At 68.5% G+C, this 17,786-nt stretch carries 18 protein-coding genes; 9 read left to right on the top strand and 9 right to left on the bottom strand.

Annotation, left to right across the window (positions count from 1 at the left end):
- Nucleotides 1-114 precede the first annotated feature (114 nt).
- The 7 genes from SPK54_RS10440 to SPK54_RS10410 form a co-directional block, all read right to left on the bottom strand.
- Entirely contained in the window at nucleotides 115-2,481 is a 2,367-nt protein-coding gene (locus SPK54_RS10440; RefSeq protein ID WP_330947837.1) for a TonB-dependent receptor, read from the bottom strand.
- A gap of 141 nt (nucleotides 2,482-2,622) precedes the next feature.
- Nucleotides 2,623-3,300 carry a Fe2+-dependent dioxygenase gene (locus tag SPK54_RS10435; RefSeq protein WP_330947836.1) on the bottom strand — a complete coding sequence of 226 codons (678 nt, stop codon included), beginning with the start codon at nucleotides 3,298-3,300 and terminating at the stop codon, nucleotides 2,623-2,625.
- A gap of 53 nt (nucleotides 3,301-3,353) precedes the next feature.
- A complete protein-coding gene (locus SPK54_RS10430) occupies nucleotides 3,354-5,693 on the bottom strand; it encodes a catecholate siderophore receptor Fiu (RefSeq protein WP_330947835.1) in 2,340 nt (779 codons plus the stop codon).
- 270 nt (nucleotides 5,694-5,963) lie between these two features.
- Nucleotides 5,964-6,293 carry a non-heme iron oxygenase ferredoxin subunit gene (locus SPK54_RS10425; protein ID WP_330947834.1) on the bottom strand — a complete coding sequence of 110 codons (330 nt, stop codon included), beginning with the start codon at nucleotides 6,291-6,293 and terminating at the stop codon, nucleotides 5,964-5,966.
- A complete protein-coding gene (locus SPK54_RS10420; protein WP_330947833.1) occupies nucleotides 6,290-6,832 on the bottom strand; it encodes a GNAT family N-acetyltransferase in 543 nt (180 codons plus the stop codon). The genes SPK54_RS10425 and SPK54_RS10420 overlap by 4 nt, the downstream gene beginning before the upstream one ends.
- Nucleotides 6,833-6,841: 9 nt before the next feature.
- Nucleotides 6,842-7,285, bottom strand: a complete 444-nt coding sequence (locus tag SPK54_RS10415; protein ID WP_330947832.1) for a barstar family protein — start codon at nucleotides 7,283-7,285, stop codon at nucleotides 6,842-6,844.
- Nucleotides 7,282-7,758 carry a ribonuclease domain-containing protein gene (locus SPK54_RS10410; protein WP_330947831.1) on the bottom strand — a complete coding sequence of 159 codons (477 nt, stop codon included), beginning with the start codon at nucleotides 7,756-7,758 and terminating at the stop codon, nucleotides 7,282-7,284. The genes SPK54_RS10415 and SPK54_RS10410 overlap by 4 nt, the downstream gene beginning before the upstream one ends.
- Before the next feature lie 64 nt (nucleotides 7,759-7,822).
- Between SPK54_RS10410 and SPK54_RS10405 the strand changes: the two genes are divergently transcribed.
- The gene (locus tag SPK54_RS10405; RefSeq protein WP_330947830.1) at nucleotides 7,823-8,419 is read left to right on the top strand and encodes a YdeI/OmpD-associated family protein; all 597 of its coding nucleotides are present in this window, start codon (nucleotides 7,823-7,825) and stop codon (nucleotides 8,417-8,419) included.
- A 39-nt stretch (nucleotides 8,420-8,458) separates the two neighbouring features.
- On the opposite strand, the gene SPK54_RS10400 is transcribed toward SPK54_RS10405, so the two are convergent.
- Together SPK54_RS10400 and SPK54_RS10395 are read right to left on the bottom strand one after the other, a co-directional pair.
- The gene (locus SPK54_RS10400) at nucleotides 8,459-9,259 is read right to left on the bottom strand and encodes a hypothetical protein (RefSeq protein ID WP_330947829.1); all 801 of its coding nucleotides are present in this window, start codon (nucleotides 9,257-9,259) and stop codon (nucleotides 8,459-8,461) included.
- A 1-nt stretch (nucleotide 9,260) separates the two neighbouring features.
- Nucleotides 9,261-11,039 (bottom strand): M14 family metallopeptidase, encoded by a 1,779-nt coding sequence (locus tag SPK54_RS10395; RefSeq protein ID WP_330947828.1) that lies wholly within the window; start codon nucleotides 11,037-11,039, stop codon nucleotides 9,261-9,263.
- Nucleotides 11,040-11,152: 113 nt separating this feature from the next.
- On the opposite strand from SPK54_RS10395, the gene SPK54_RS10390 reads away from it, so the two are divergent.
- The 8 genes from SPK54_RS10390 (at nucleotide 11,153) to cfa (ending at nucleotide 17,724) form a co-directional block, all read left to right on the top strand.
- Nucleotides 11,153-11,788 carry a glutathione S-transferase family protein gene (locus tag SPK54_RS10390; RefSeq protein ID WP_330947827.1) on the top strand — a complete coding sequence of 212 codons (636 nt, stop codon included), beginning with the start codon at nucleotides 11,153-11,155 and terminating at the stop codon, nucleotides 11,786-11,788.
- A 46-nt stretch (nucleotides 11,789-11,834) separates the two neighbouring features.
- Nucleotides 11,835-13,463, top strand: a complete 1,629-nt coding sequence (locus SPK54_RS10385) for an MFS transporter (RefSeq protein ID WP_330947826.1) — start codon at nucleotides 11,835-11,837, stop codon at nucleotides 13,461-13,463.
- 3 nt (nucleotides 13,464-13,466) lie between these two features.
- Nucleotides 13,467-14,066: a rhomboid family intramembrane serine protease gene (locus SPK54_RS10380; RefSeq protein WP_330947825.1), complete on the top strand. Its 600-nt coding sequence runs from the start codon at nucleotides 13,467-13,469 to the stop codon at nucleotides 14,064-14,066.
- Between the two features lie 23 nt (nucleotides 14,067-14,089).
- On the top strand, nucleotides 14,090-14,362 hold the full coding sequence (locus tag SPK54_RS10375) for a GNAT family N-acetyltransferase (protein WP_330947824.1): 273 nt from the start codon (nucleotides 14,090-14,092) through the stop codon (nucleotides 14,360-14,362).
- Nucleotides 14,363-14,392: 30 nt separating this feature from the next.
- A complete protein-coding gene (locus SPK54_RS10370) occupies nucleotides 14,393-15,109 on the top strand; it encodes a pseudouridine synthase (RefSeq protein WP_190281463.1) in 717 nt (238 codons plus the stop codon).
- 221 nt (nucleotides 15,110-15,330) lie between these two features.
- A complete protein-coding gene (locus tag SPK54_RS10365) occupies nucleotides 15,331-15,540 on the top strand; it encodes a cold-shock protein (protein WP_139717747.1) in 210 nt (69 codons plus the stop codon).
- Between the two features lie 171 nt (nucleotides 15,541-15,711).
- Entirely contained in the window at nucleotides 15,712-16,548 is an 837-nt protein-coding gene (locus SPK54_RS10360) for a DUF3298 and DUF4163 domain-containing protein (protein ID WP_330947823.1), read from the top strand.
- A gap of 39 nt (nucleotides 16,549-16,587) precedes the next feature.
- Nucleotides 16,588-17,724: a cyclopropane fatty acyl phospholipid synthase gene (gene cfa / locus SPK54_RS10355; protein WP_330947822.1), complete on the top strand. Its 1,137-nt coding sequence runs from the start codon at nucleotides 16,588-16,590 to the stop codon at nucleotides 17,722-17,724.
- Nucleotides 17,725-17,786 lie beyond the last annotated feature (62 nt).

The following is a 17,786-nucleotide window of genomic DNA, read 5'->3' as shown; positions in this document are numbered from 1 at the left end:
CAGCAAGTCTGCCCGGTCGGCCGTGCGCCTTTCCCCTCAGTTGGGAGAAGAACCTATTTTTCTCGACAACGAGCCGCGACAGGGAGGGTTGACGCCCCGTGCCGCGGCCGCGCATCAGAAGCGCCAGTTGAGGCTGAGCCAGAGATTCCGCGACTTGTCCTTGTTGTTGTAGTCGTCGAGGTAGCTGGGGCTGTAGCTGCTGTCGCCGGCCTGCGTCCACACGGTCTGGAACGAGGTGAAATCCTGGTCCAGCAGATTGTTGATGCGCGCGCCCAGCTCGAGGTTCTCGTTGATCCGGTACTGCGCGCCCAGGTGGAAGACGGTGTAGCCCTTGTAGTCCTGGCGGACGCCGTTGGTGATGCCGCGGTAGCGCTGCGAGCGCGCCTCGCCCACCAGTTGCAGGCTGAGGGCGTCGCTGGCCTGCCAGTGGAGGTTGGCATTGGCCATGTGCCTGGCGGTATTGGTCAGCGGCAGGCCCTTCTGCGCGCCGCTGAGCTGCTCGCTGTCGGTGAAGGTGTAGTTGGCGCGCAGCGACAGCGCGCGGGTGATGCCCCAGCGGCCGGCCACTTCCACGCCCTGCACCCGCACCTTGTCGATATTGATGTTCTGCGCGTAGCTGGTGTAGCCGAGCTGCGCGTAGTCGCCAAGGTTGGCGCAGGGACGCACGCCGCCGGTCTGCGCGCAGCTCAGGCTGGTTTCGCCGCGCGCGATCTTGTCGTCGAAGTCGTTGTGGAACGCGGTGATGTTGAAGTTGTGCAGGGCATCGGCCGAGGTCCAGTACAGCGCCAGTTCGCTGTTGACGCTGGTTTCCGGGGTGAGGTCCGGATTGCCGACGAAGGGGATGGTGCCCTGGCCGCCGAAGCCGGTGATGCCGTCGTACAGGTCGGTGGTCTTGGGCGTCTTGAAGCCGGTGCTGACGCCGCCCTTCAGCGTCCACTGCGGGGCCAGTTCCCAGACCGCGTAGGCGCGCGGGCTGAGCTGGCTGCCAAACATGTTGTGCTGGTCGCGGCGCAGGCCGACGGTGAGGGTCAGCCCGTCCACCGGCGTCCAGTTGTCCTCGGCGAACAGCGACCACATGCGGTGCTCCTGCACGGCACCGCCGCTGCCGCCGCTTTCCATGCCGAACACGCCGTCCTCCAGCTCGCCGTCGATCAGCTGGCCGCCGGCCACGACGTGGTGCTTCTCGCCCGCGACGAAATCCAGCTTCGCGTCCAGCGTGTACTGGCGGCTTTCCATGCTGCGCTTGGGGCGCGGCAGGAAAGTATCGAGCATCAGCTGCTGCCGCTGCGCCCGGCTCATGCCGGCATAGGCGCCGCTGGTGCAGGTGGCGGCGTTGTTGCAGTAGATGGCACGGTGGAGCAGGCGCTCGTCCACGTTGAACGGCAGCGTGCGGCCGTGGTTGGCGGTGCCGATGTGCGAAAGCGACACCAGGCTGTCGCCGAATGCCCATTGGCCCTGGTGGGCCAGCGACCACTGGTCGCGGGTGAATTCCTGGTTGGCGGCGTAGCCCACCTGCGGCGCGGCGCGCCAGATGCCGGTAAGGCCATCCGCCGTGCCCAGCGGGTAGGTTTCCGTGCCGAGGTTGTTGCGGTAGGGCGTGTTGTCGTAGACCTGCTTCGACGTGTCGTAGTCGAAGCTCAGGCTCTGGCTGTCGGTGGGCGTCCAGCCGAGGGTGATGCCGGCGCTCTTGTTGGTGTTGTCCACGGTCTTGCCGCCGCCGCCGAAGCCCAGCGAGCGCTCGAAGCTGGTGCCGTCCGGTGCGGTGATGGTTTCGTATTCGGGCGTGGAGGCGTTGCGCCGGTACCACGAACCGCGCAGCCCCAGCCCCAGCCGGTCGGCGACCAGCGGGCCGCTCAACGCGAAGTCGACGGTGCTGTCGCTGCCGAAATCATCGTTTTCCTGCAGGTTGTGGGTGGCGGTGACCGAGCCGCTCCAGTGCAGGCCGACCTTGCGGGTGATGATGTTGATCACGCCGCCCAGCGCGTCGGCGCCGTACAGGGTGGAGGCCGGGCCGCGGATCACTTCGATGCGGTCGATCATGTCCAGCGGCGGGATGTGGTTGAACTGGTTGCCGCCGAAGCTGTTCGGGTAGATGTCGCCGTGGTTGTTCTGGCGTTTGCCGTCGATCAGCACCAGCGTGTAGTCCGGGCCCATGCCGCGCATGGAGATGGTCTTCTGCCCGGTCTTGTCCGAGGTCTCGCCGACGTCCACGCCCTCAAGGTCGCGCACCGCGTCGATCAGGGTGAGATAGGGGCGGGTGGCCAGTTCCTCGCGGGTGATCACGCTGATGCTGGCGGGGGCCTCCGTGATCTTCTGTTCGAAGCCCGTGGCGGTCACCACCACTGCATCCAGGGTTACCGCGCTCTTGTCCTTGTCCGCCGGCGTCGCGGCCAGTGCAGGAGCGCAGATCGCCATGCAGATGGCGAGGGCGAGCGGGGCGTGGGCGAGGCTGCGATGCGGGTTTCGCGATTGCGGAAGCATGGGGGCTCATGGCGGATTGGCGGCGTCCTGTGCCGCGGTGCGCGCATGTTAATGAGAACCGTTCTCTGTATCAATGAAAATCATTCTCATTAATTTGATCGAAATCAAGACGCGCCATCGCGTCGCTCGGCTGGCCCGGCGTCAGGTCTCCGCCCAGCGCCGCAGCAGGTTGTGATAGAGGCCGGTGAGCTGCAGCACGGCTTCGGCATCCGCGCCGCTGGCGCGCAGGCGCTCGATCGACGCGTCCAGTTCGAACAGCATCCGCCGGCTGGCGTCGTCGCGCACCATGCTCTGCACCCAGAAGAACGAGGCGACGCGCGCGCCGCGTGTCACCGGCGTGACCCGGTGCAGGCTGCTGGACGGATAGACGATGGCGTCGCCGGCCGGCAGCTTCACTTCGTGCTCGCCGTAGGTATCGCTGACGATCAGCTCGCCGCCGTCGTATTCGTCCGGCTCGGCCAGGAACAGCGTGCAGGACACATCGGAACGCAGCTGCTGCCCGCCGTCCGCGCGCATCACCGCGCCATCGACGTGGAAGCCGTATTCGCCGCCGCCGGCGTAGCGGTTGAAGCGCGGCGTCAGCGTCTTCAGCGGCAGCGTCGCCGCGAAATACAGCGGGTTGCGGCCCAGCGCCGCCAGCACGATGCGCGCCAGTTCCACGCGCACCGGCGACGCATCCGGCAGCTGCTGGTTGCGCTTGACCTGCGCGCCCAGCGTGCCGACGGTCTCGCGGCCGTCGGTCCAGTCCGCGGCGTCCAGCGCGGTGCGGAGGTGCACGAGTTCGTCGCGGGTCAGGACATTCGGGATATGCAGCAGCATGACGGCATCCGTGGCGTGCGCGGCGGAGGCTGGCTCCGCCGCGCGATGGAACATCAGAAGCGGAAGTCCGCGCTCAGCAGGAACGTCCGCGGCGCGCCGGGGGTATAGCGGTAGCCGCTCTTGTTGATCGACGCGACGTAGACCTTATCGAACAGGTTGTAGCCGTTCAGGCGCAGGGTGAGGTTGTCGTTGACGGCGTACGAGACCACGGCGTCGTACACGGTATACGACTTGGTGCGCGCGGGCGTGCCCACCGCGCCATCGGTACCGCGATGCAGGCCGCCGGTATAGCGCACGCCGCCGCCCACGGTCAGGCCGAACGGGAGCGTGTAGGTGGTCCAGCTGGTGAAGGCGTCGGACGGCGTGTAGGTCAGGTTCGGCGTGCCGTCGGCGGTGACGTTCGGGCCGTTCTCGACCTCCGCGTCCTGTTGCAGGTAGCCCAGCGAGATGTTCCAGCGGTCGGTGATGTTGCCGACCGCGCTGGCTTCCACGCCCTTGACCCGCTTCTCGCCGGTTTGCGAATAGCCGCCGGGTGCGCTGGCATCGGCGATGATCTCGTTGGTCACGCGGGTCTGGAACAGCGCCAGGTTCAGGGTCAACGCGCCGTTTGCCGCCCACTTCGCGCCGATCTCGTGGGTCTTGGCCTTCTGCGGGTCGTTGTTGAGGTTGTCGGCGCTGCTGGCGGTGGTGTTGAGGGCGAAGTTGCCGCCGCCCGGGGGCTGCTGCGACAGCGCGGCGTTGGCGTACAGGCTGAGCGCTTCCACCGGCTTGTAGACGAAGCCGAGCTTGTAGTTCAGCAGGGTATCGGAGTCGCGCAGGTCGGCGGTGGTGACCAGCGAGCCAATCGGCGCGCTGCCGCAGTACACGATGCCGCGGCCGCTGCCGCCGCTGGTGCCGGGCGTGTTGCAGACCGCAGTGGCGTCGTAGTTGGTGGTGTAGCGATCGGCGCGCAGGCCGGCGGTGAGCAGGAAGTGCTCGCCGAACTTCAGCGTGTCGAACAGGTACAGCGCGCGGGTGTCGGTCTGGCCGCGGGAGATGGCACCGCTGCGGCTCCAGGCCAGGGTGCCGGCATCGTTCCAGTCCGGGGCGTACAGGTTGGCGGGCGGGCGACTGCCGGTCGTGGCGATGCCGTGGCCCGTCTGCTCCTCGCGGGTCAGCTCCGCGCCGGCGCTGAGGAAGTGTTCCACCGCGCCGGTGCCGAAGTCCGCGCGCAGGTTGAACTGGTTGGTGATGATGCTGTTTTCCTGATCCTTGAAGGTCGGGAGGCTGCGCGCCAGCATGTAGGTGGACAGGTCGTCCTTGTCCGTCCACTGGATGTTGCCGCTGTTGGCGGCGGTGCCCGTGCCCATGAACGCGGTCAGCAGGTAGTCCTGCTCGGTCTTGCCCCAGCGCAGGGTGTTGCTGATCTTCAGGTGGTCATTGAGGTCATGCTCGAGGCGCAGCGTGGCCATCCGCGCGGTGACGTCGTCGTGGTCGTCGCGGCTGCCATAGAAGTTCTCCGGATCGACCGGGTGGCCGGCCAGCTGCTCCAGCCCCGGTTGCGGCGTCCAGTACGGCAGGCCGATGGTCGGCACGTAGCCATCCGGCACGTTGTCGTGCTTCACGTACAGCAGGTCCAGCCAGAGCCGGGTGGCGCCGTCCAGGCCGAAGCCCAGCGACGGTGCAAGCCCGACGCGGCTGTTGTTGACTCGGTCGCGGCCGGGCACGTCGCTGTCCTGCCACAGGGCGTTCACGCGCAGCGCGGAGGACTCGCCGAGCTTGGTGTTCCAGTCGGCGGTGGCGCGTTTCTGGCCGTCCACGCCGGCGGAGGCGCTGCCGGACACCACATCGCGCAGCTGTGCCTGCTTGCTGACCATGTTGATCGCGCCGGTGGGCGCGCTGCGGCCGGTATCGGTGCCGGCCGGGCCCTTCACCACTTCCACCTGTTCGATGTTGAACAGGTCGCGGGAGACGCTGCCGAGGTCGCGCGCGCCATCCACGAAGATGCTGGACGAGGTGTCGAAGCCGCGCATGTACAGGGTGTCGCCAGTGGTGGTGTTGCCGTTCTCGCCTGCGTAGAAGGTGCCAACGCCCGGGCTGTTGCGCAGTGCTTCGGTCAGGGTGGTGGCGCCTTGCTGCTGCAGCAGCTCCTTGCCGATCACCTCGATGGTCTGCGGCGTGTCCTGCAGGGTCTGGGTGAACTTCGGCGAGACCACGAAGCTGCGCAGGCCGCGCACTTCCACTTTGTCCAGCGTTTTTGCCTGCGGTTCGCCGCTGTTGTCCGCGTCGGCATTGCCATCGGCGGCGTGGGCCATCATCGGCAGGGCCAGCGCCAGGCTGGCGCCCAGGGCGGTGGTGGCGAGGTGGGCGTGCGCGCGGCGCACCGGATGCTTGCGGGATTTGATGTGGGTCATGGGGAAAATGGGGGCGCTCGATGGCGGGAAGGCGGGCAGCCAGGGCCAGTCCGTTCCTGGGGGAAGGGTGAAAGGTGGGATGCCGGGCACGGCACGGGCCTGTGGGGGCTCACGTCGGCTGGATGTTGGAATGATAATGAGAACAATTACCGTTCACAACAGGAAGTCTACCGGGCAGAGGGGGCGATGCCTGCCGGCAGCCGCCAAGCAGCAGGGTTCCAGGGTGGTGGCGTGCCCCGTGGGAGGGCCGCCACGCGCGGCGGGACTGGATCAGCGGTCGTCGCGCACCAGCACCTGGCCGTCTTCCACCTTCACCGGGAACTTCGCCACCGGCTCGTAGGCGGGTGCGCACAGGGCGCGGCCGTCGCGCACGTCGAAGCGGGCGCCGTGCAGCACGCATTCCACTTCACCGGTTGCCGGGTCGAAGTGCCCGGCAGACAGCTCGAAGTCCTCGTGCGTGCACTGGTCTTCCAGCGCGTACAGGTCGCCATCGATGTTGAACACCGCGATCGGCGTGCCGGTGACCTCATCGAAGGCGACCTTCATTTCCCCGGGCAGCAGCTCGGCGGTGGTGCAGACATAGGTCCAGTTCCCGCTCATGCCGCCGCCTCTGTGCGCAGGGGTTTTTCCAGCACTTCGAAACGCAGGTCGTCGCGCTTGGGCTGGCCGAAGCGGGCGTCGCCGTAGGGGAACGGCTTGAACTGGCCGGTGCGGCGGTAGCCGCGGCGCTGGTAGAAGGCGATGAGTTCGTCGCGGACGTCGATGACGGTCATGCGCATCACCGGCAGCCCCCACTCGTCGCCGACGATGCGCTCGCACTCGGCCAGCAGGCGCTTGCCCAGGCCGCCGCCCTGCAGCCCGGGACGCACTGCGAACATGCCGAAGTAGCCTGCGCCGTCCTCGTCGGCCACGTGCGCGCAGGCGTGCAGGCCGTCATCGGCTTCGACCAGCAGCACGCGGCTGCGCGGCCGCGCCAGGTCGGCACGCAGCACTTCCGGATCGATGCGGTTGCCGTCCAGCAGGTCGGCTTCGGTGGTCCAGCCCGCGCGGCTGGCATCGCCGCGGTAGGCGGAGGTGACCAGCGCGACGATGGCGTCGATGTCGGCGAGGGTGGCGCTGCGGAAGGCGGAGGTCTGCATCCGCACATGCTAGCGTGCGGGCGTGTCCTGTTCATCCGGGAAGTCCCGGTCGGGCAGGGCCAGGAAGGCCCAGAACGGGGTATTCCGAGCCTGCCAGTCCACCGCGGCCTCGTCCAGGATGTCCAGCAGGGTTTCGAAGCTGGCTTCATCGGCATCGCGGAGCGCCGCAGCATGCGGCAGCAGCAGCGCGTAGCCGGAGGCGCCCAGCCACGAGAGGTCGCGCAGCTGGTCGCTTAGCGCGTCCCAGTTGCTGCCCTGGCCGGTAGGCGTGGCCAGCCCTTCGGCCAGCCGTAGCAGCAGGCGCTGCTTGTCCTCGCAGCCCTGCAGGTCGATGCGCAGCGTGTGCAGGCCGGCCCCGCCGCAGGCGATGTCGAGCAGGGCGATGTCCTCGTCGAGGACGAAGTACACCCCGGCCTGGCGAGGGTCTTCGAGCATCTGCGCGAGGCTGGTCATGGCCCCGCCCCCACGTCGAAACGGCGGAAGCTGCGGTAGTGGTCGCTGCTGTAGTACCACTCGCGCGGGGGGTTGCCGCCGGTGACGATCCGGCGTGCGCCGCGATGGTGCAGACCCGGCGTGTCGACGGTGTACTCGCGATACCAGCCGCGCGGCTGGCGCGGCAGCAGACTTTCGCGGTTGCCGAAGACCTGGCCGTCCTGGCGGTAGGGATAGGGGCCGCCGCGCTGGATCAGGGCGACGGTGGCCTGTGCCTCCTGCGGCAGGAAGGCCGGCAGGCCAGGGGCGCCTCGAGCTGGCTCTGCGACCGGGGTGGTGCCGACCCGGGGCGCCCGTGACTGGGACCCCGCGGCCCCGGATTCGTGCGCTGCCGGGGGCGCTGCCGGTGCTTGCGCCCGCGGTTGCAACTGCTGCCAGCCGGCCGCCAGCGCAACGGCGAGCACGAGCCAGAGGATCGGATTGCGTAGCCGCATGTGCGCACGTCGCTGACGGGGGTGTGGGTGCAGAATGGCGCGGACTTCCCAGGCAGGCAAGCAGATGGCCCGCGACCCCCGCATCGACGCCTACATCGAGCGCGCCGCGCCGTTCGCGCAGCCGATCCTGCGCCATGCGCGCGCGCTGGTGCACGAAGCCTGTCCCGAGGTCGAGGAATCGATCAAATGGGGCATGCCCAGCTTCAGCCATGCCGGCGGCATCCTGTGCGGGATGGCGGCGTTCAAGCAGCACGTCTCGTTCGGGTTCTGGAGGCACGCGGATGTGGTGGGCGAGGGCGAGCCGCGCGATGGCATGGGCAGCTACGGCAAGATGACCTCGCTGGACGACCTGCCGCCGCGAACGACCCTGCTTGCACATCTGCGCAAGGCGATGCAGCTCAACGAGGCCGGGCTGAAGTCGCCCAAGCGCAAGCCGGCGCCGCGGCCCGCCCCGGATACGCCCGAGGATCTTGCCGCCGCACTGGCGCACAACAAGGCGGCAAACGCGACTTTCGACGCCTTCCCGCCGGGATGCCGGCGCGAATACATCGAGTGGATCGTCGAGGCCAAGCGCGCGGAAACCCGCACGAAGCGGCTGGCGCAGGCCATCGAGTGGATGGCCGCGGGCAAGCGCCGCAACTGGAAGTACGAAAAATGCTGAGTGTTGTCGGGGTGCTGGACAACCCGGGTGGCGGGACGGCTACCGATCGGCAGGCAGACTGTCGAGCAGCTCGCGCACGGCCTTGGCCGAAAAGCTGATGGCACGCCGGGTGCGCGGCTGGGGTGCCGGCGCATTGGCGGCGCGCAGCCTTTCGGTCAACCCGCTCTGGACCCCGTAGATGGGGGCGCTCACGAACACGGGTTCCGCAGCGGGCAGCGTTCCCAGGATCTGCCGGTATAGCAACACTGCCTGCAGCAGCGTCAGGTCCCTGCCGGGATGCACGCCATCGGTGTCGAACCAGGCGGCCCCCGGGCGTAGGGCGACCAAGCGGCCCAGTGTTTGCGATACCTCCACGTAAGCGAGACCGGCCTGCGCTGCGGCGGCGGCCTCCCGCTCGACCGTGGCGGTGGAGGCGGCCGGCAGCGACTGGTAGGTCCCCAACAGCACGATGGTGGCGACGCCATTCTGCTTCGCCAGGCCTGCGATGGCGTCGAGTGCTGCCCGGGAGTCCGCGCACGATTCCGCACCGAAGGCGCAGATCAACTCGCCGCCGCGCTCCTGCAATACCAGGACCGAGTACTTGCGGCTGTCCAGCGCCTTGGCGATGGTGCCGTCGTCCAGCCGCTGCGCCAGGGTCGCACCGCCGCGCACGATCATGTCGCTGTCAACGGGATAGCCGTTGGCCCTGGTCATCGCGGAAAACACCGCGGGCAGATTGCCGACATAGGTCAGGCTGTTGCCGACGAACAGTACCCGCGCGGTGGTGGTTTTGGCGCGTGCGGCGGCGTCGCCCCCGGGCATCCACAGCAGCACCGCCAGCAGCGGGATGAGCGTCCGCACTTCAGTACACCCTGGTGGTACGCAGCACCGGGTAGCGGTTGTAGCCGGCGTCCCAGGCCGGGTGGCGACGGTAGAAGAAGTCCAGGCGTGCGCGCGGGTTCTTCGCGAACGCGGCATCGTCCTTCAGCTTCTTCTCGAACTCGGCCTTCAGCGCCGGGTCGCGCGCCAGCATCAGCCGGGCCTGTTCCTCGGCGACGTAGGCTTCCATGTACTCCTTCTGCTCGAAGGCGTTGTTGAACGCGCCCCAGGCGGCCATCGAGTCCGGCGCCTGCGGCTCCAGGATCGCCATCACCAGGCGGGCCTTCGGCTGGGCGATGGGGACGAACAGCGTGCCGGCGGCAAGGTCGGCGGTGGCGGGCTCCCAGGTGCCGGCGAGGGTTGCGCGCTGGTGGCCTTCCATCGGCGTTGGCGAGAACTTCACGCTGTCGGCGTCGAAGGCCTGCACCGCCGCCTGCGCGGTGGCGGTTTCCAGCACGCGATAGTCGATGCCGTGGATGCGCAGCTGGGCGCCGACCTGCGCAGCGTGTTCCGGCGGCACCAGGTAACCGGCCTTCGGCGCTTCCACCGTGCGGCCGGGCACCACGGTATCGCGCAGCGGCAGCATCCACAGCTGCGGGGTGCGCTCGTCGTAGCGGGTCATGCTGGCGCCGGAGATCTCCGACGGCGTGCGGGTGTAGGCGTAACCCAGAAATTCGATGAAGCGCTTCGCATCGGTGGTGGCGTAGTCCAGCGGTACCGGCTGGCCGCCCAGCGCGGCGGCGCGGGCATCGGCCTCCAGCTCCAGCTGGCGCCACTGCGGGCCATGCTCGGCGGCCAGTTCCAGCGCGGCCAGCACGGTGTTGTAGGTGGCGCGCACGCGGTTGGGGTAGGGCTGCCAGGAATGCGTCTCGACCAGGATGCCGACGCGGTTGCGCAGCGGGAAATAGCCGTGCGAGAAGCGCGGCGTGCTGACGCCGTCGGCAAAGCCCGAGGCCGGGTCGTCCTCCTCCTCGAAGCTGGGGTAGAACGCCACCGGCAGCGAGCCGCGCTGTTTCAGCTTTTCGATGATGCCGTCGCGGAAGCCGCGTCCGGCCGCGCGCAGCGCTTCGTCGCCGGAATTGACCGGCTCGCCGGTGATAGAGATGTCGTGGCGGAACTTGGCGCCGTCGGTGACGTGCAGGTCCAGCGCCACCAGCGGATCCCAGGCATTGACCAGCGCCAGCATCGCGCGCATCTCCGGCGCGTCGGCCTTCACGTAGTCGCGGTTGAGGTTGTAGCGCTGGGCGGTGGTGCGGAAGCCCATTTCCTCCGGGCCGCGCTGGTTGGGGCGGTTCCAGGCCTTGAAGTTTTCGTGGCCATCGACGTTGAACACCGGCACGAACAGCAGGACGGTCTTGTCCAGCAGGCCCTTGCCGGCCTTGCCGCGCAGCAGGTCGCGCAGCAGGCCGAAGCCGGCGTCCTTGCCGTCGATCTCGCCGGCGTGGATACCGCCCTGCGCCAGCACCACCGGCAGGTCCTGCGCGCGCGCCTCCTCGGGCGTCAGCGCGCCGCGGGTGGACACCGCCATCGCCTTTATCGGCCGGCCCTGCGGGCTGGTGCCGAAATCGAAGCAGCGCACCGCCTGCGGCCAGGCCTGCTGGTAGGCATCGCACAGCGCGATCACCTCGTCGTAGCGGCCGGTCTGCCGGTAGCCACTGCGCTCGGCCACGGTGGTCAGGTCGGGCTTGGCCGCGTGCGCGGCGGACGGGGCGGACGTGGCGATGGACAGCAGGGCAAGGGCGAGCAAGTGGCGGCGCATCATGGGTCTCCGGGTCAACCGCCCGATGGTAGCCCAGTGCCATCCGCCTGTTGCCTGTCGTAAGTCTTGGCGGACGGCGTGCGAAGATGGAAGCTGCATTCCACCGGATTTCCGCCATGGCCGCGACGCTCTACTACGCCCCCGGTTCTGCCAGCTTCCTCGTCCACTGGCTGCTGCTGGAGCTGAAATTTCCGCACGAACTGCGTCTGGTGGACTTCGCCAGCCGCGCGCAGAAGTCGCCGGAATACCTGGCGCTGAATCCCAGCGGGGTGGTGCCGACCCTGGTGATCGACGGCAAGCCGCAGCACGAGGCCGCGGCGCTGGCGCTGTGGCTGGCGGAAACCCACCCGCAGGCGGGGCTGATGCCCGCTGTTGGCGATCCGCAGCGGCTGGACTTCCTGCAATGGATGTTCAACCTGGCCAACGAAGTGCAGCCGCTGCTGCGGCAGTGGTGGTACCCGGGCGAGGTGGCCGGCGAAGCCAATGCCGAGGCGGTGCATGCGCACTGCGCGCGCCGGCTGGCCGCGCACTGGCAGAGGATCGATACGCACCTGCAGGCCCATGGGCCGTACCTGCTGGGCGATGCACCCTGCGTCGCGGATTTCTACCTGGTGATGCTGATGCGCTGGTCGCGCAATTCGCCGTCGCCGGCCACCGACGCCCCGCGCCTGGCCGAGCTGGCGAAGCGGATGAAGGCGCGGCCGACCTTCAAGGCCCTGTACGAACGCGAAGGGCTGACCGAATGGGCGTAAGCCCCGCATCGGTTAGGCTTCCCGCAACCCCAGCAAAGAGCCACGCATGAGCCAGACGACGGCCGCACCGACCGCCCGCCTGCCCCGGCAGATTCCCTACATCATCGGCAACGAGGCGTGCGAGCGCTTCAGCTTCTACGGGATGCGCAACATCCTGGTGCAGTTCCTGGTCAGCAGCGTGATCCTGGCCTATGTGCCGGAGGCGGAGCGGCAGGGCGTCGCCAAGGACGTGTTCCACAGCTTCGTCATCGGGGTGTACTTCTTCCCGCTGCTGGGCGGCTGGCTGTCCGACCGCTACTTCGGCAAGTACAACACCGTGCTGTGGTTCTCGCTGATCTACTGCGCCGGCCATGCCTGCCTGGCGCTGTTCGAGGACAGCCGCAACGGCTTCTACACCGGCCTGTTCCTCATCGCGCTGGGCAGTGGCGGGATCAAGCCGCTGGTGGTGAGTTTCTGCGGCGACCAGTTCACCACCGCCAACAAGCACCTGGCCAAGCTGGTCTTCGACGGCTTCTACTGGACGATCAACTTCGGCAGCTTCTTCGCCTCGCTGCTGATGCCGCTGTTCCTGCGCGACCTCGGCCCGGCGGTGGCGTTCGGCATCCCCGGCGTGCTGATGTTCATCGCCACCTTCATCTTCTGGCTGGGCCGCAAGCAATACGTGCGGGTGCCGCCCACCCGTGGCGAAGACCCGCATTCCTTCCTCAACGTGGCGCGCAGCGCGCTGCTGGCGCAGGCGCCGGGGCAGGGCAGGCCGGGGTTGCTGGTGGCTGGATTTGGCGCGCTGCTGGCGGTGGCGATGCTGGGATGCTGGCTGCTGCAGGCGGCATTCGGCGTCGCGGTGCCGTATTGGCCGGCCGACTTCCACTTCATCATCACCGCCTGCCTGGCGCTGGGTGCGCTGATCGCGTTCGGCGGCATCGGCGTGTCGATGCAGCTGGAGCGCGCGCGCGGCCGGCACCCGGACGCGGCGGTGGACGGCGTGCGCGCGGTGCTGCGGATCCTGATCGTGTTCGCCCTGACCACGCCGTTCTGGTCGCTGTTCGACCAGAAGGCCAGCACCTGGGTGATCCAGGGCAAGGCGATGACGGTGCCGCACGAGGCCTGGTGGTGGCCGAGCTGGCTGGTCAGTGAAGCAGGGCAGATGCAGGCGCTGAACCCGCTGCTGATCATGCTGCTGATCCCGTTCAACAACGTGCTGCTGTACCCGGCGCTGCGCCGGATCGGCTTCGAACCCACCCCGCTGCGGCGGATGGGCTGGGGCATCGCGTTCTCGGGCATCGCCTGGGTCATCGCCGGCCTCATCCAGCTGCAGATCGACAGCGGCGCGCAGACCTCGCTGGCGCTGCAGACCTGGCCCTACCTGCTGCTGACCTTCGGCGAGGTGCTGGTCTCCGCCACCGCGCTGGAGTTCGCCTACAGCCAGGCCACGGTGGCGATGAAGGGCGTGATCATGGCGTTCTGGTACCTCACCAGCACCTTCGGCAGCCTGTGGGTGCTGCTGACCAACGCCGCGGTGCGCAATGACGCGGTTACTGCGCGGATCGCCGCCACCGGCTACAGCGAGAACGCGGTGCTGATGTTCTTCTTCGCGGCGTTCGCGTTCGTGGCCGCGCTGGCGTTCGCCGCCTACGCGCGCACCTACCCGATGCAGGACAACTACCGGGCGGCCTGACCGATGTTCACCCTCGCCATCATCGCCGCCACCGTGCTGGTCAGCTGGCGCGCCTTCAACGACCAGCGCCTGCTGGGCCGGCTGATCCTGTGGCCGCCCGCGGTCACCCGCAACCGCCAGTACGACCGCCTGCTGGGCTACGGCTTCATCCACGCCGACTGGACCCATCTGCTGTTCAACATGATCACCCTGTGGTCGTTCGGCATGCAGGTGGAGCGGGTGTTCTCCGAATGGATCTCGCCGGTCGGCTACCTGCTGTTCTACCTGTCGGCGATCGTTGTCTCGATACTGCCGACCTACATGAAGCATCAGCGCGACCCGAACTACCGAAGTCTGGGCGCGTCCGGCGGGGTGGCGGCGGTGCTGTTCGCGGCGATCCTGTTCGACCCGTGGTCGAAGCTGATCATCTTCCCGATCCCGCTGCCGATCCCGGCCTTCCTGTTCGCCATCCTCTACGTCGGCTACAGCATCTGGATGGACCGGCGCGGCGGTGGCAACGTCAACCACAGTGCGCATCTGTGGGGCGCGGCCTACGGCGTGCTGTTCACCCTGCTGCTGCGGCCTGGCGTTGCCGGCCACTTCACGCGCAGCCTGCTGGGATAGGGCCGCAACGACGGAGAACAGCCATGACCGAGATCCTGCACGAAGTCCCCGAACAGCGGTTTGTCACCCAGGCCGAAGGCCACGCCGCGCGCCTCGACTACATCGAGGACGAGGGGCGCCTGACCATCACCCATATCATCGTGCCGCCCGAGATCGGCGGCCGCGGGATCGCCGGCGAGCTGGTGCGGGCGGCGCTGGCCTATGCCCGAGATGCCGGGCTCAAGGTCGATCCGCAGTGCTCCTACGCCGACGCGTGGATGCGCCGGCACCCGGAATTCGAGGCGCTGCGCGCCTGAGCCGGCCGGGGCGGGTAGAATGCCCGCCCCATGCGCCTCAACCGACACATCGCCGATACCGGCCACTGCTCCCGCCGCGAGGCCGACCGCCTGATCGCCGAGGGCCGCGTCACCGTGAACGGCATCCGCGCCCGCATCGGTGCCGAGGTCGGGGAGGGCGACGAAGTCCGCATCGACGGCAATCCGCTGGCGGCCCGCGTTGCCGCCAAGGGCAAGCGCCGGCACGTCTACATCGCCCTGAACAAGCCGGTGGGCATCACCTGCACCACCGACGAGGCGGTCAAGGGCAACATCGTCGAATTCGTCGGCCACGAGCAGCGGATCTTCCCGATCGGCCGGCTGGACAAGGATTCCGAGGGGTTGATCCTGCTGACCAGCAACGGCGACATCGTCAACCGCATCCTGCGCGCCGAGAACAAGCTGGAAAAGGAATACCTGGTAGCGGTGAACAACGCGGTCACCGACGAGTTCCTGCGCGCCATGGCCCGCGGCGGGGTGCCGGTGCACGGGGAGGCCACGTTGCCGTGCAAGACCGGCCGGCTGGGCCGGTTCGGCTTCCGCATCGTCCTGACCCAGGGCCTGAACCGGCAGATCCGGCTGATGGCGGCCCACTTCGGCTACCGGGTGAAGCAGCTGCACCGGGCGCGGATTGGCAACGTCAAGCTGGGCCACCTCAAGCCCGGCCAGTGGCGCAACCTGACCGACGCGGAACTGCGCGGTTTGCTGCCCGATCACGCCGACTGGTAGGCAAAAACGACCGGCCAAAAAAAATCTTTGCCGGAATGCGCCATTGCCGTCAAAAACAGGTTAAGGTTCGCCCACTGTTTCAAGCGGGATCACGGTACATCGTGACCCGATGTGGTAGATCCGTCGTGATCCGCTCATCGTGTGCGTTACCCCTTGCTCGACAGTCGCGGCCGGTATCGCCAGCCGTGTTTACATGACCAACTGTTCAATGGAGTAACAACATGTCTGATCGTCAGACCGGCACCGTCAAGTGGTTCAACGACGCCAAGGGCTTCGGCTTCATCACCCCGGAAAGCGGCCCGGACGTTTTCGTCCACTTCCGCTCGATCCAGGGCACCGGCTTCAAGTCCCTGCAGGAAGGCCAGAAGGTCTCCTTCAAGGTCGTGCAGGGCCAGAAGGGCCTGCAGGCCGACGAAGTGCAGGCGATGTAATCCGCCTGCGCCTTGGCGCACGCAAAGCCCGGCTCCGGCCGGGCTTTGTCGTTTCCGGGCCATGGCGAATTCGCATGGGTGGACGCGGAGCGGGTGAGGGGCGCCCGTGGCGTGCATGCCAAACTATGCGCGCGGCAATCGGCCGATTCTCCCCCAATCCCCTGTTGCGCCATGAGCGATTTTCCCCGTCTGATTCCACGCGTCGCCGCCCTGGCCCTGTTGCCGGTCCTGCTGGCGGGCTGCAAGCGCGATGACGCCCCACCGGCCGCCGCCGCGCCCGCGCCGGGGGAAACCGTCGCGCCCGCCGGGGCCGCGGCCCCGGTCGTGCTGAAGGACGTGATCGAAACGACCCCGGGTTACATCGTCGGCATCAGCTACCCGGCGCAGGCGGCTGCCTACCCGCCCCTCGCGCAGGCGCTGCATGCCTACGCCGAGGCGGCGCGCACCGACCTGATGCAGGCGGTCTCCGGGTTGAAGGGGGCGAAGCCGCGCGCGCCCTACGATCTCAGCCTGCAGTTCAGCATGGTGGTGGAGACGCCGCGGGTGGTGGCGGTGGCGGCCGACGGCAGCACCTACACCGGAGGCGCGCACGGCGCCCCGCTGGTCGAGCGCTTCGTCTGGCTGCCGCAGCGGCAGCAGATGCTCGCCGCGGAGCAGCTGATCCCGGATGCGGACGGTTGGGTTCCGGTGTCGGCCTACGTGCGCGAGCAGCTGATGACCGCCCTGTCGGCGTCGCTGGACGAGGAGGCGCTGGAAGGGGAAGCGCGTGCCGGGCAGATGGCGCTGCGCAGCCGGATGATCGATGACGGTACTGCGCCATCGGCCGCCAGTTTCGCCCGCTTCGAGCCGGTGATGAACGCCGACGGCAGCATCCGCGCGCTGCGCTTCGTGTTCCCGCCCTACCAGGTCGCTCCCTACGTGGTGGGCACGGTCGCCGTGGACGTGCCGGCGCGGGTGCTGCTGCCGCTGGTGGCCGCCGAGTACCGGCCCCTGTTCCGTCCGGGCTGACGGCACCCGGCTGCGCTAAGCTGCGGGTCGGAGGCGAACATGCCTGCGATCCACCCGCTCCGCGACCGCGTCGCCGGGCTGCTGGCCACTGCCGGCGTCCATCTGGACGGCGGCAGTGAGTGCGACCCGGTAATCCACGACCAGCGCTTCCATGCCCGGGTGCTGGCGCAGGGCTCGCTCGGACTTGGTGAGTCGTGGATGGACGGCTGGTGGGACGTGCCGTCGCTGGACGGGTTGCTGGCGCGGCTGCTGCAGGCGCGCCTGGACGAACGCGTGCATGGGGTTGCCGACATGGCCGACGGGCTGCGCGCGCGGCTGCTCAACCTGCAGGTCGAGCGCCGCAGCGGCGAGGTCGGCCGGCGCCATTACGACCTGGGCAACGAGTTCTATGCCGCCATGCTGGGCCGGCGACTGGTCTACAGCTGCGGCTACTGGCGCGATGCGCACGATCTCGACGCCGCCCAGGAAGCCAAGCTCGACCTGGTCTGCCGCAAGCTGCGCCTGCGCCCGGGCATGCGGGTGCTGGACGTCGGCTGCGGCTGGGGCGAGGCGCTGCAATTCGCCGCCGAACGCTACGGCGTGCGCGGTGTGGGCGTGACCATTTCCGCCGAGCAGGCCGCCCATGCGCGGGAGCTGTGCGCGGGCCTGCCCATCGAGATCCGCCTGCAGGACTACCGCCACATCGAACCGCACGCCTTCGACCGGGTGCTGTCCATCGGCATGTTCGAACACGTGGGGGTGCGCAACTACGGCACGTTCTTCGAGGTGGTCCGGCGCAGCCTCGACCCGGCCGCGGAGCACGGCGGCCTGGCCCTGCTGCACAGCATCGGCAGCAATACTTCGACCCGCCACACCGACCCGTGGATCGCGCGCTACATCTTCCCCAATTCGATGATCCCCTCCGCCGCGCAGATCGCCACGGCGCTGGAAGGGCGCTTCGTGGTCGAGGACTGGCACGGCTTCGGTCCCGACTACGACCGCACCCTGCAGGCCTGGCGGGCCAATATCGAGGCCGCCTGGGAGCGCCTGCCGCCGCGCTACGACGCGCGTTTCCGGCGCATGTGGCAGTTCTACCTGGCGGCATCGATGGCCAGCTTCCGGGTCCGCCGCAACCAGCTCTGGCAGCTGCTGCTGTCGCCGCGGGGCGTGCCCGGCGGCTTGCCGGAGGTGCGCTGAGTCGCAACCGGTGAGACCGGCTACCCGCAGCCTGCGCGGGTGACCGCGCAGATCCGCTTCGC

Origin of the sequence: Thermomonas sp. LB-4 (assembly GCF_036409385.1) — a bacterium.
Taxonomy (GTDB): domain Bacteria; phylum Pseudomonadota; class Gammaproteobacteria; order Xanthomonadales; family Xanthomonadaceae; genus Thermomonas.
The sequence above is the reverse complement of the archived record's forward strand: the minus strand, read 5'-3'. Positions and strand labels throughout refer to the sequence as shown.